12 protein-coding genes and 1 pseudogene are annotated in these 12,814 nt (G+C 67.6%); 12 read left to right on the plus strand and 1 reads right to left on the minus strand.

The window, feature by feature from the left end; genetic code table 11:
• The first annotated feature begins 25 nt into the window (after positions 1-25).
• From ABZ863_RS29565 to ABZ863_RS29595, 7 genes are all read left to right on the plus strand, one after another.
• The gene (locus ABZ863_RS29565) at positions 26-1,372 is read left to right on the plus strand and encodes an NAD(P)/FAD-dependent oxidoreductase (protein WP_358542258.1); all 1,347 of its coding nucleotides are present in this window, start codon (positions 26-28) and stop codon (positions 1,370-1,372) included.
• 200 nt (positions 1,373-1,572) lie between these two features.
• Positions 1,573-2,412: an SDR family oxidoreductase gene (locus ABZ863_RS29570; RefSeq protein ID WP_358542260.1), complete on the plus strand. Its 840-nt coding sequence runs from the start codon at positions 1,573-1,575 to the stop codon at positions 2,410-2,412.
• A gap of 37 nt (positions 2,413-2,449) precedes the next feature.
• Positions 2,450-3,934 (plus strand): cytochrome ubiquinol oxidase subunit I, encoded by a 1,485-nt coding sequence (locus tag ABZ863_RS29575; RefSeq protein ID WP_358542262.1) that lies wholly within the window; start codon positions 2,450-2,452, stop codon positions 3,932-3,934.
• Positions 3,931-4,983: a cytochrome d ubiquinol oxidase subunit II gene (locus ABZ863_RS29580; RefSeq protein WP_358542265.1), complete on the plus strand. Its 1,053-nt coding sequence runs from the start codon at positions 3,931-3,933 to the stop codon at positions 4,981-4,983. The genes ABZ863_RS29575 and ABZ863_RS29580 overlap by 4 nt, the downstream gene beginning before the upstream one ends.
• Positions 4,980-5,906 carry a cyclase family protein gene (locus ABZ863_RS29585; protein WP_358542268.1) on the plus strand — a complete coding sequence of 309 codons (927 nt, stop codon included), beginning with the start codon at positions 4,980-4,982 and terminating at the stop codon, positions 5,904-5,906. The genes ABZ863_RS29580 and ABZ863_RS29585 overlap by 4 nt, the downstream gene beginning before the upstream one ends.
• Before the next feature lie 10 nt (positions 5,907-5,916).
• A complete protein-coding gene (locus ABZ863_RS29590; RefSeq protein WP_358542270.1) occupies positions 5,917-7,497 on the plus strand; it encodes a GMC family oxidoreductase in 1,581 nt (526 codons plus the stop codon).
• Entirely contained in the window at positions 7,494-8,609 is a 1,116-nt protein-coding gene (locus ABZ863_RS29595; RefSeq protein WP_358542273.1) for an FUSC family protein, read from the plus strand. The genes ABZ863_RS29590 and ABZ863_RS29595 overlap by 4 nt, the downstream gene beginning before the upstream one ends.
• Here the strand turns inward: ABZ863_RS29595 and ABZ863_RS29600 are convergent.
• Positions 8,599-9,621, minus strand: a complete 1,023-nt coding sequence (locus ABZ863_RS29600) for a hypothetical protein (RefSeq protein WP_358542276.1) — start codon at positions 9,619-9,621, stop codon at positions 8,599-8,601. The genes ABZ863_RS29595 and ABZ863_RS29600 overlap by 11 nt on opposite strands.
• Before the next feature lie 267 nt (positions 9,622-9,888).
• Between ABZ863_RS29600 and ABZ863_RS29605 the strand changes: the two are divergent.
• The 5 genes and pseudogenes from ABZ863_RS29605 to ABZ863_RS29625 form a co-directional block, all read left to right on the plus strand.
• Positions 9,889-10,187, plus strand: a pseudogene (locus ABZ863_RS29605) (RNA polymerase subunit sigma-70); the annotation flags it as partial.
• A gap of 32 nt (positions 10,188-10,219) precedes the next feature.
• Positions 10,220-10,822: a CGNR zinc finger domain-containing protein gene (locus ABZ863_RS29610; RefSeq protein ID WP_358542278.1), complete on the plus strand. Its 603-nt coding sequence runs from the start codon at positions 10,220-10,222 to the stop codon at positions 10,820-10,822.
• Complete coding sequence (locus ABZ863_RS29615) at positions 10,819-11,247, plus strand: methyltransferase domain-containing protein (RefSeq protein WP_358542280.1); 429 nt, start codon at positions 10,819-10,821, stop codon at positions 11,245-11,247. Before ABZ863_RS29610 ends, ABZ863_RS29615 begins: the two co-directional genes overlap by 4 nt.
• Before the next feature lie 33 nt (positions 11,248-11,280).
• Positions 11,281-11,697, plus strand: coding sequence for a VOC family protein (locus tag ABZ863_RS29620; RefSeq protein WP_358542282.1), 417 nt, complete (start codon positions 11,281-11,283; stop codon positions 11,695-11,697).
• Between the two features lie 2 nt (positions 11,698-11,699).
• Positions 11,700-12,812 carry a DUF418 domain-containing protein gene (locus tag ABZ863_RS29625; RefSeq protein ID WP_358542283.1) on the plus strand — a complete coding sequence of 371 codons (1,113 nt, stop codon included), beginning with the start codon at positions 11,700-11,702 and terminating at the stop codon, positions 12,810-12,812.
• The last annotated feature ends 2 nt before the right edge of the window (positions 12,813-12,814 follow it).

The raw sequence follows: 12,814 nt of genomic DNA on the forward strand, positions 1-12,814 counted from the left end.
TGCGCTGATGGTCAGGAGCCAGGTCATGGAGGACCACATCACGCCACGCCGCGTCGTCATCGTGGGCGGTGGATTCGCCGGGCTGTTCGCTGTCCGGTCGCTGCGTAAGTACCCGGTCGAGATCATCCTTGTCGATCGTGCCGGCCACCACCTGTTCCAGCCTCTGCTGTATCAGTGCGCCACGGGGATCCTGTCCGAGGGGCAGATCGCGGTCCCGTTGCGGGACTTCTTCAAGCGGCAACGGAACGTGCGGTGCGTTCTGGCGGAGGTGACCGGCTTCGACCCGTCGCAGCGCCAGGTTCTGGCCCGGCGGCCGGGCGGGGAGCGCATCGAGCTCAGCTATGACGATCTCATCGTGGCTGCCGGCGTCGGCCAGTCCTATTTCGGGCATGACGAGTTCGCGCGGTGGGCGCCAGGCATGAAGTCGGTGGCCGATGCGCTGACGATCCGTCGCCGGATCTTCGGCGCGTTCGAGCTCGCCGAGACCGCGACCACGGTCGCCGATCGCCGGAGGTGGCTCACATTCGCTTTGGTCGGTGCGGGGCCCACCGGGGTGGAGCTCGCAGGCCAGCTGCGGGAGCTCGCCACTCGGACCCTCGACGCCGAGTTCCGCAGCGTCAGGTCGGAGGATGCCCGGGTGCTGTTATTCGACGGCGGCGACGCTCCGCTCGCCACCTTCGGGCCGAAGCTGTCCGCCAGAGCCACGCGGTCCCTCCAACACCTGGGCGTCGAGCTCCATATGGGAGCCCGCGTCACCAAGGTCGACCAGGATGGACTCGTGGCGGTCGATGCCTCGGGGGATGAGACCCGGCACGACGCAGGGACCGTTTTGTGGACTGCCGGAGTGCAGGCTCCTTCGGTGGCCGACGCTCTGGCCTCGGCCACGGGCGCCGAGCGTGATCGCGCGGGCCGCATTCTGGTCGCTCCAGACCTCACGGTCCCCGGTCATCCGGACATCTGCGTCGTCGGGGATCTGATGAGTCTTGACCGGCTGCCAGGCGTCGCCGAGGTCGCCATGCAGTCAGGCCTCTACGCCGCGCGGCGCATCAAGCGTCGGCTGAGGGGCGACCCGTTGAAAAAGCCGTTCCGCTATCACGATCTGGGCTCCGCCGCCTATATCTCCCGCGGGCGTGCCGTGGTGTCGGTCGGGCGGCTGCGGTTCGGGGGCTTTCCCGGCTGGGTGGCCTGGCTTTTCATCCACATCGCCTTCCTGACGGGGTTCCGCAACCGCGTTGGTGCGATTCTGACCTGGTCCGTCGCCTTCACCCGCGACAGCCGGCGCGAGCGGGTGTTCACGACGCGGCAGATCGAGGCGGACCACGACGCCTACTCGGCTTTGGCAACAGGAACAAATCGAGCCACGCGCCCATGAGAACCGCAAACGGTTTTTCTGGCATTTCGCTCATTTCCTTTTGTTTCGGACGCGGCTTTGGTGAAGGAAGAATTTGCCGGTCAACGACTCTCATGGCACGCTGGTACTTGCGCACTAGCCGATGATTTTCGGCGGCGCGATACTCACGCTCCGGTGTTGTGATCCGAAATCCCTTATCGGCATATCCCCGGGAGAGATCAGTGGAAGCCAGCGGCAGTGACGGTCGTCAATCTATTACCTTCCCTTTGCTCAGGGGCCAGAAGGCGTTGGTGACGGGCGCGAATTCGGGCATCGGTAAGGCCACCGCGATCGGTTTGGGGCAGGTGGGCGCCGACGTCGTGGTGAACTACGTCGCCGGGAAGGATGCCGCCGAAGAGGTGGTTCGCGAAATCGAGGACCTCGGTGTGCACGCCTATGCACACGAGGCGGACGTATCGAAAGAGGACCAGGTCGTCGACATGGTCGCCCGCATGGTCGAGGAGTTCGGGACGATCGATGTGATGGTGGCGAACGCGGGTCTCCAGCGGGACGCCCCGATCAGCGACATGACCCTGGACCAGTGGCACAAAGTGCTGGACGTCAATCTCAGTGGCCAGTTCCTGTGCGCTCGCGAAGCGGCCAAGGAATTCCTGCGACGCGGCGTCGTCCCGGAGGTGTCCCGCTCCGCCGGGAAGATCATCTGCATGAGTTCGGTCCACCAGATCATCCCCTGGTCCGGGCATGTGAACTATGCGGCGTCCAAGGGTGGTGTGGAGATGCTCATGGCGACTCTCGCGCAGGAGCTCGGGCCGCACCGGATCCGGGTGAACGCCGTCGCTCCGGGAGCGATCCGCACGCCCATCAACCGCAGCGCGTGGGACACCCCCGAAGCCGAGGCCGCGCTGCTTCGGCTCATCCCGTACCAACGCGTGGGCGACCCGGTCGACATCGCGAACGCGGTGGCCGTGCTGGCTTCCGACCTTCTCGACTACGTCGTGGGCACCACGGTCTACGTCGACGGCGGCATGACGCTGTTCCCCGGTTTCGCCACCGGTGGCTGAGGCCCCCAAGCCGTGCCGACGAGCCTCGGAGCTCCCCATGAACGTTGCGATCGGCTATCTGGCGGACACGCCGCCACAACTGCTGCCGGCCCGCGAGCTCATGGCCTTCACCCTGGGCTCGCACATCCTGCTTGTGCCCTTCGGCGTCGCCCTGCCCGCCATCACGCTCGTGATGCACTACCGCGGGCTGCGCAAGCGCGACGCCGTTGCCCTGCAGCTCGCGCGGCGCTGGTCAGCGGTCATGGCTGTCCAGTTCGCCATCGGCATCGTGACCGGCACCGTGCTCTCCTTCGAATTCGGCCTGCTGTGGCCGGGCATGATGGGCCGCTGGGGCGACGTCTTCGGCCTCGGCTTCGGCGTCGAGGCATGGGCGTTCTTCCTCGAAGCGATCCTCATCGCCATCTACCTTTACGGCTGGCGCAGGCTCAAGCCGTGGACGCATTTCTGGCTTGCGGTGCCCCTGCCACTGGCGGCCCTGATGGGGGCGTTCGGCATCCTCGCCGCGAATTCCTGGATGAACACCCCGGCCGGCTTCACGCTCGACGCGGCCGGTAACCCTGTGCACGTCACCGTGCGGCAGGCCATCTTCACACCGATGTTCGGCCCCGAGTACTGGCACTTCGTCGTCGGCATGATCCTGACCGCGGCGTTCGTGGTGGCCGGGGTGTACGCGGTCGGCTGGCTACGCGGCCGCCGGGACCGCTACCACCGGCTCGGCTTCACGGTGCCGTTCACCGTCGCCGCGATCCTCGCCCCGGTGCAGTTCATCCTCGGGGATTCCATCGCCCGCTCCGTCTTCCACGCGCAGCCGGTGAAGTTCGCGGCTCTCGAAATCGTCTGGAACACCGACACCCACGTACCGGAGTACCTGTTCGGGCGTCTGCAACCCGATGGGACGATCTCCGGTGGTATCAAGATCCCCGGGCTGGACTCGTTTCTCGCCGGATTCAGTACGGATACCCAGGTGACGGGCTTGACGTCGGTGCCGGCCAGCGACCGCCCGACGGCGATCGAGGCCACCATCGCCCACTGGGCGTTCGACATCATGGTGACCATCGGCAGCCTGCTCATCCTGCTCGCCCTCTGGTACGGCTGGTGCTGGCTCCGCCGCCGCGATATGCCGAGGTCGCGGTGGTTCTTCCGCTGCGCCGCCGTCGCCGGCGCCGCCTGCCTGCTGACCGTGGAGTGCGGCTGGATCGCCACCGAAGTGGGCCGCCAGCCGTGGATCGTCTACCAGAACATGCGGGTCGCCGAGGCGGTGACGGGCACGTCCGCCCCGTCGCTGTGGGCGATGTTCGGCATCGTCATCGTGGTCTACGTACTGGTCTTCGGTAGCTTCTTGGCGGTTGTCCTCAAGATGCGCACCCGCTGGCGGATCGCCGACGAACAGTTGCCCGACGCCTCGCTAGCCGGCCCGCCGGAAGGCGACATCCCCTACGGGCCCCGTTCGACGGCCGCGGCCGGAGCCACGGGCGCCGTGCCTGATCACGGCACGGGACGCACGGACGGAGAAGGGCAATGATCGCCGACGTCATCGCCGGTGTGCTGCTCGCCGCGGTGGCGGGCTACGCATGCGGCGGGGGCGTCGATTTCGGGGCCGGGTTCTGGGACCTCGTCGCGGGTGGCAGCGAGCGTGGCGAGCGCCCCCGGTGGCTCATCGACCACGCCATGGAGCCGGTCTGGGAGACCAACAACGTCTGGCTGATCTTCGTCCTGGTGATCATGTGGACTGGTTTTCCGGTCCTGTTCCAGACGCTCTTCTCGGCGATGTGGCTGCCCCTGGTGCTCGCGGCCGTGGGGCTCGTCCTGCGTGGCGCGGGGTTCGCCCTGCGCAAGCAAATGCGCCGCCTTGCCCGGCGCAGGGCCTACGGCGCTCTCTTCGCCGTGTCCTCGCTGCTGACCCCCTTCTTCCTCGGCGCTGCCGTCGGAGGGCTGGCCACCGGCCGGGTGGCTCCGGGAACGACGGCATCCGCCGATGCGTGGTCGAACGGGACGTCCGTGATCACCGGGCTGCTCACCATCGCCGCGACAGCCTTCCTCGGTGCGGTGTTCCTCACCGCCGACGCCCGCCGCTTCGACGCCCCCGACCTCGCCGGCTACTTCCGGCGGCGTGCCTGGTACAGCCTCGCCGTCATCCTTGTGCTGGCGGTCATCGGTCTCGCCGTCACCCGGGACGACGCCCGCTACGTCTACAACGGACTCACCAGCGGAATCGGCCTGGCCCTGGTCCTCGTGGCCGTTGTCAGCGCACTGGCCACCGCAGGGCTGTTGTACCGGATGGAGACGGCCTGGGCGAGGTTCACGGCGGTCGGCAGCGTCGCCCTCGTCGTCGTCGCGTGGGGGCTGGCCCAGCGGCCGTATCTCATCCCGACCTCACTGACCGTGGACCAGGCAGCCGGTGCGTCGACGACGCTGAACTGGCTGGTCCTCGTCACGATCATCGCGGTCGTGCTCGTTGTACCGCCCCTCGTCCTGCTCTACCGCCTGGACACCCGCGGCGCACTCCAGCCGCTGACCGACGCGGACCTGCGCGAGAACGGCGAGGGGGCCAGACGAGGAGGCGATCGGTGACGGCATCGGGGACGGGACCGGACGAGATGAGCGAGGCCGACTTCCAGTCGCTCTACGACGATCTGCGCAGTACGGCCCTCGGCGCGCTGGCCACCATCGGGCACGAACAGGTGCTGGCAGCCATCCGCGAAATCCACTCCGGCCGTACGGTTTCGCTCGCCGCCCCCGTGAACACCCAACCCGCGGCGGACGACGCCGAACCGGCCGAGCACTGGCTCACGGCCCCTGCCGACGGTAACCCGGACCCGAGCGGCCTTCAGTTCGCCCGGGACCGCATCGCCATGAACATTCACGGCGACGTCGACAGCCATATCGATGCCCTCTGTCATGTCATCTACAACGGCACGATGCATGACGGCGTACCGGCGGGGGAAGCCCTCTCCCCGGGCGGAGCCAGCGAGGAGTCCATCGACCTGGTCGGCGACGGCATCGTCGGACGCGGCGTGCTCCTGGACATCCCGCGACTGCACGGTGTGCCCTGGCTCGAACCGGGAACCCACGTCACCCTCGCGGACCTTGCCGCAGCGGAGGCACGGCAGGGGGTGCAGGTCGGCCGCGGCGACATCCTCTTCGTGCGGGTCGGGCACCGACGGCGCCGCGACGAGCTCGGCCCCTGGGACGTGGCCGACGCGCGGGCCGGACTTCACCCGACCGCCTTGGGTTTTATGGCGAACCGGCAGGTGGCGGTGCTGGGCAGCGACGGCAACAACGACACCGCCCCCAGTGCTACGCGGGGCGTCGCGTTCCCTGTGCATGTGCTCGCCATTCACGCAATGGGACTGCACCTGCTCGATTACCTGCAGTTCGAGGACCTCGCGCCCCTCTGCGCGCGGGAAGGACAGTGGTCATTCCTGTGCGTAATCGCGCCACTGCGGTTGCCCGGCGCCACCGGTTCCCCCGTCAATCCAATCGCGATTCTGTGAGGTGACTAGCATGACGGAGACACAGCACTACGACGTCATCGTTATCGGCACCGGTGCGGGCGGCGGCACGCTTGCGCATCGACTGGCACCTACAGGAAAACGGATCGTTGTTCTCGAACGTGGCGACTATCTGCCCCGTGAACGCGACAACTGGGATTCGACCGCGGTCTTCGTCAAAGCGAAATACCGTGCTCCGGAATTCTGGTACGACAAGCACGGAAACCAGTTTCCTCCCGAAACCAACTATTACGTCGGCGGAAACACCAAGTTCTACGGCGCCGCACTTTTTCGTCTGCGCCCCGAGGACTTCGGCGAAGTCCACCACCATGACGGCGTCTCGCCCGCGTGGCCGCTGAGCTACGAGGACTTCGAGTCGTACTACACGCAGGCAGAGCGCCTCTACCTCGTCCACGGTCGGCACGGCGAGGACCCCACCGAGGGGCCGACCAGTGCCCAGTACGCCTATTCGCCCGTCCAGCACGAACCACGCATCCAGCAGCTCAGCGATGATCTGGAGAAGCAGGGGCTGCACCCCTTCCACCTCCCGATCGGGGTGAACCTCACCCAGGACGAGAAGGGCGGAGCCACGCTCCGCAGCGCCTGCATCCGCTGCGACCGCGTCGACGGCTTCCCTTGCCTTCTCGGCGCCAAGTCCGACGCCCAGGTCATCTGCGTCGACCCCGCCCTCGAACACGACAACGTCGAACTCGTCACCAACGCCGACGTGCGACGCCTCGAAACCGACCCGGCCGGCCGCAGTATCACCTCGGTCGTCACGGAGCTGGCGGACGGCTCAACCGCCCGGTTCAGCGCGGACATCGTCGTCGTCGCCTGCGGGGCCGTCAACTCCGCCGTCCTGCTGCTGCGTTCGGCCAACGACCGGCATCCGAACGGCCTGGCCAACAGCTCGGACGTGGTGGGCCGGCATTACATGCGGCACAACAACCTTGCCCTGATGGCCGTGTCCAAGGAACCGAACGACACCAAGTTCCAGAAAACCCTGGCGCTGAACGACTGGTACTTGAGGTCCGACGACTGGGACTACCCCCTCGGCGGCATCCAGATGCTCGGCAAATCCGACACCGAGCAGATCCACGGCGAAGCGCCCCGCTGGGCCGGCGACGTCACCCCGGACATGCCCTTCGAGGTGCTCGCCCACCACGCCGTCGACTTCTGGCTGTGCGGGGAGGACCTGCCCACCGCCGACAACCGCGTCACCCTCGACCGCGACGGCGCCATCCACCTGGCCCTCGACGAGAAGAACAACGTCGCCGCGCTGAACCGGCTGCGGCACAAACTGCAGGGCATGCTCGGCCACCTGGGCATGCACGAGCACCACCTGCTGCCACACAGCATCTACCTGCACAAGGGCATGCCCATCGGCGCCACCGCGCACCAGGCTGGCACCGTCCGTTTTGGACGGGACCCGGGGACTTCCGCTCTCGACATCAACTGCAAGGCACACGACCTCGACAACCTGTATGTCGTCGACACGAGCTTCTTTCCGAGCATCGGAGCGGTCAATCCGTCGCTGACCGCGATCGCCAACGCCCTGCGGGTGGGCGACCATCTCGCGGAGCGGCTGCGATGACCCGCAACTGGAGCGCGGGGAAGGTGACAAGTCGGCTGTCGGGGGTGTTCGCGCTCAATCCTGCCGGGATCAACTGGCCGCGAGCTGTGCTGTTCCTGGACGTCGTACTGGTGCCACTGGTCGTCTTCTGGGCGCTCGGGCACGAGGAGTATCTTCTGAGCGCGCTGTTCGGCGCGTTGTTCGCAGCGCTGACCGACCCGGGCGGCAGCTACAGGAACCGCGCATCGCGCGTCGCCGTCTTTGCGCTGTCCGGCGCAGCTTTGACCGCGCTGGGGTTCGGTATCGGCGGGAGCGGCTGGGGCTGGCTGGCGCTTGCGGCGTTCGCGGTGACGCTGGTGGCGAGCCTGGCGGTCGCGTTCGGGGTGCACAGGTTCGTTGCGTCCTTGCTGCTCAACGTTTGGTTCATCGTCACCCTCGGGATCGCGTTCAGCTTTCAGCAGGCCCACATCACCAGCTACACCTGGGCTCAGGTGCTCGCCTGGGCAGGGGGGGCGGCGTTGTGGATCGCGGTGACATTCACCGGCTGGCTGATCCGTGGGCGCCGGGACCGGCCCCAGCTGGTTGCGGAGTTGCCGGGTGACACCTCACGGCGCGCGCTGACCCGGCCGCTGATCATGTTCGCGGTCATTCGCGCAGTGGTCATCGGCGGTACCGTCGCGATCGCGTTCGGGTTGGATCTGGCGCACGGTGTGTGGATGCCGATCGCGGCTATTGTGGCGATGAAGCCGAGCCCGGAGCAGAGCATGCTCTTTGCCATGCAGCGCCTTGCCGGCGCGCTGATCGGCGCCGCAGCGGCCGCGCTACTGCTACTGATACCCGCCAATGAACAGGGACTCAGACTGTTCGAGATCACCCATGGACTCGAAGTGGTCGCCTTGATCGTCCTGATGCACGGCCTTGCGATCCGCTTCTGGAACTACGCGCTGTACTGTGCGGCCATCGCCGCGGGAGTGCTGATCCTGCTGGACCTCCCGCAGCCCTCCAACTACGCCGCCGAGGGCTACCGAGTGCTCTGGACGTTGTGCGGCGTGGGAATCGCGGTGCTCGTCATGCTCGTCGCTGACGTGCTCGCCAAGCGCACCGCCAAACCGGCGAACCCGCTCAGCGTGTGACGCCGGTGTGTCCGAGGGAGTAGCGGCCGGGTTGGGGCCAGACAGACAGGCCGTGTGGCCCGTCGCCCACGGGGATGGACTTGATGAGGGATCCGTCGCGTGTGGATATGACGTACACGACCCCGTTGTAGCGGCCGGACAGCCACAGTTGCGTTCCGTCGGCGGTGAGGTTGCCCATGTCGGGGCTGCCGCCGCCGGGGAGGTGCCAGGTGGTGATCGTGGCACCGGTGTAGGCGTCGAGTACGGACACGGTGCCGTTCATGCGGTTGGTGACGTAGAGCTGCCGGGCGTCGCGGGAGAGGTAGAGGCCGTGTGCGCCGTTGCCGGTGCGGATGAACCGCTGCACCTTCGTGGCGGCGCCGTCGAGGACCCACACACCGCCGGCCTCGGAGTCGGCGACGTAGTACGCCGAGCCGTCCGGTGCCAGCTTGATGTCCTGTGGCCCCATGCGGGTGTGCCGCACCGGGAAGTCGAGCACGCGCAGCACCGCGTGGGTGGGCACGTCGACCACGGCGGCCCGCCCGGCGAACTCGCAGGTGAACACGGCGGTGCGGCCGTCAGGGGAGAAGTCGGCGTGATCGATGCCGGCGCAGGCGGGGATCGGGGTCCGGTCGCGTACTTGCCAGGTGTGCGGGTCGTACCACACGAGGGTGCGTAGTGCTTCGGCGACCGAGATCGCGTAGCGGCCATCGGGGGTGAAGTACATGTTGTAGGGGTCGATGACGTTGATCGGTGCCCGGGGCTGCCCGGTGCGGGCATCGAAGGGCAGGATCTGGCTGCCGACGTCGTCGGTGGCGTAGAGGGTGCGCATGTCCCAGGAGGGCACCACGTGCTGGTTTTCGCGTCCGAACGGGTACCGCGCGACCACGGTATAGGTGGCCGGGTCGATTACCCAGACGCCGCCGGAGTTGCGGGGCACGTAGACCAGCGGGCGGTCGGTGGGTACCGGGTCGGTGAGCATCCCGGCGCCCGCGTCGGCGTAGATGTTGTGCGGATCGGGCACCGGAGGCATCCCGGGCAACGGCGATGACGCCACCGGGGCGGGTGGGGCTGTGGAGCTCGGTGGCGCACTCGGCGGCATCGAGGTGGGTGCCCCCGAGCACCCCGCCGACACAGCCAGCACCATCAGCGCCGCGAGCACCGACAGTCGCTCACGTGCCGCCCCGTGACCGGCGCGGCATGCCCGAACCACCCACATAGTCAGCGAGTAACCGCCACCGCCCGCCGCGAACCGGCACGAGGCCTGCGAATTCAGCCAAGGGACGCCGCTACTTGTCACGCCTGGTTGCGGTTGAGCCGATCCGACGCGGACCAGATCGACAATCTCGGGGGCTGGCTGACCACTGTTGTCGCGCGGGAGTGTCTGCACATGATGCGCTCCCGCCGACACCGGCGGGAGGATTCGTTCGCCGCGCCGCTGCCTGACCCGGTTGTCGTTCCGGACACCGACCTCGACCCCGAGCAGGAGGCGTTGCTGGCCGACTCGGTGGGGTTGGCGGCGCGGAAATCCCGCTGCCCGATCCGGATCTGACGCGGCAGCGGCAGGTGGTCCACGCCTTCTACGCGGCCGCGGGCGGTTTCGTGCGTCACGTGTTAGCCTGTAGCTACGCGTGACGGTACTGGAGGCGCTGATGGGCAGCCGGACATCGGCAGAGGTTCATCCCCTGCCGATCCCGTTGCTCGTCTACATCGTCAACGAGTGGGGAGATGCGCCCCGGATCGAGGCGCACGAAGGTACCGAGCCCTATCCGTCAGTGGAGAATCTCCGGTCGGAGAGCCCCGCGTTCTGGGCGCACTTCCCGGCTGTCGAAGAGGCGACACTGATCGAGACGGCCAATCTCGTCCACCCGGTGTTCGCGTCGGCGTCCGGTGCTGAGTGCGCTGAGCGTCTCAATGCTCTGATCGCTAAGGCGAAAATGAGCCCGGCGCTGGCCTCCGACACCTGGTCGGTGCATGAGGTCTGGCACACCGCCCGGCCCGGCCGCGCGATCCTCGCCGGCGCGACGCTCGCGCTCATCGACCACCTGCGCCACGAACCCGACGCCAGTCGGCTGGGGACCTGCGAAGGCGACGCGTGCGTCGATGTGTACGTGGATCAGTCGCCGGCCGGGCGCCGGCAGTACTGTTCGCTCACCTGCCAGAACCGCGCCCGAACCCGCGCCTATCGCGCGAGCAGGCGTGCCCGTCGCGCGCGTGATGGGACGTCGCCGTGAGCGCGCTGTCCCCACGGCTTGCCGCCATCGTCGACGCTCTGCCGTTGTGGCCCGGACTGCGCGTGCTGGAGATCGGCGGTGCGCCCGGTTCCGCGGCGAGGGCGATCGCGCAACGCATCGGGGACGGTCACATCCTTGTGATCGACCGATCCGCCAAAGGGATCGACCAGATTCAGCGCAACGCAGCCGACGAGATCGTGGCAGGCCGGCTCAGCGTCCGGCAGGTCGCCGCCGAAGAACTCGAGCTGCTCCCCGGCGAGGAACCGTTCGATCTTGCCTTCGCGGTAAGGGTCGGTGCCCTCGACGGGCGGCACCCCCAGGCCGGAATCGCGGCGATACAGCGCATCGCCGCCGCGCTGACCCCTTCGGGGCGGCTCTTCATCGACGGAGGCGACCCGCTGCGCGAGCTCGACCTGAAGTGCTGACATCCGATGTCACGCCATTGTAGAGTTCTATGCGTGACAGCTGAGATAGCAGGCGCTCCAACCGACAAGGAACCCCGTTTCCGTAGTGTGCTTGCCGGGCTCGCCGTGTCCGACATCGCGGAGTCGGTTGCGTGGTACTCACGGTTCTTCGGACGCGTGCCGGATATGCGGCCGATGCCTGATGTCGCCGAGTGGGTGCTGACGACGGGAGCGACTCTTCAGCTCATGTGCAGCCCTGACGTGGCCGGTACTGGTTTCACGCGCCTGGAGGTCGATGACCTTGATGCTGCAATGCGGGTGCTCGATGGCCGGGGATTCACGCCGGCCCAGACGGGACAGTTTTCCGGTGTCATACGTTTCGCCGACTACACCGATCCTTCTGGCAACGAGGTTTCGGTGGTCGAAGCACTGTTCGATGTCGTGCGGTTCACTCCGCCGTCGGCTGTTTGATCATGCGCACGCGTCAGCTGGCACCCGACGTTGCCCGTGGGGTTGCGCTGTGCTTCATCGCGATCGCCAACGTCATGCTCTATCTGCACGATCGGCCCTACGGGTTGCGCCAGCACCTGGTCGAGGATGGCACGCTTGACCGCGCCGTCACCTTCGCCACCGTGTCAGTCGTCGACGCGCGGGTATATCCACTCTTCGCGCTGCTTCTCGGATACGGCATCGCCCGTCTCCACGAGCAAGATCCCGGAGCCGCGGGTGTACGACGGCTGCGGCGACGGGGAACAGGTCTCGTGTTATTCGGCGCTGCACATGGGATTCTGCTTTTCTCCGGCGACATCCTCGGCCTCTACGGTCTCCTCACTCTCGCGCTGATCCCGGTGTTGCGCTGGCCCGACCGTCGTCTGCTCGTCGTGGCCGCGCTCCTGGCGCTGCCGTGCGCGCTCGTCCAGGGCATCGCGCTGGCCGACCCTGGACCGACGTTGCAGAGGTCGATCCTGTGGTCCATCGGCATCGCCGATCCGCTGGAAGCCCTGGCATGGCGTCCTCTGGAGTGGGGCATGGGGATGTTCGGCATGCTCGGAGTTCTCCCAGCCGTGCTGCTCGGTGTCTGGGCCGGGCGGCGCGATCTACTGGCGAGCCCGGCAGTCCATCGCCGCCTGCTGGTGAGGTGCGGCCTCGTCGGCTCGGCTGTCGGTGTCGTCGGGGGATTGCCCGCAGCCCTGGTGGCAAGCGGAGTCGTCACGCTGGACGCGGGGCTCACGGCTGCCGCGATCTCGACGCTGCATGTGGTCACCGGCATCGCAGGCGGAATCGGATACGCCGCACTCGTCAGCATGGTCTGCACCGCGCGGGGGTTTGCTTCCTCCCGCCTGGCGCATGCGTTCGCAGCGGTGGGCCAACGCTCCCTCACGTGCTATCTCCTCCAGACGGCCCTCATGACGCCCCTGCTGGCGGCGTGGACATTGGCCTGGGGTGGCGTCCTCGGCTCGGCCGGGGCGCTGTTCGTCGCGCTCGCCGTGTACGCGTTCACCGTCTGCGCCGCGCTCTGGATGAGGCGTCAGCACGACATCCGCCCCGCGGAGCGGTTGCTGCGGAACTTCGCGACCGTCCCATAGGC

It is taken from the genome of Saccharomonospora sp. NPDC046836 (assembly GCF_040645195.1).
Classification (GTDB): domain Bacteria; phylum Actinomycetota; class Actinomycetes; order Mycobacteriales; family Pseudonocardiaceae; genus Prauserella_A.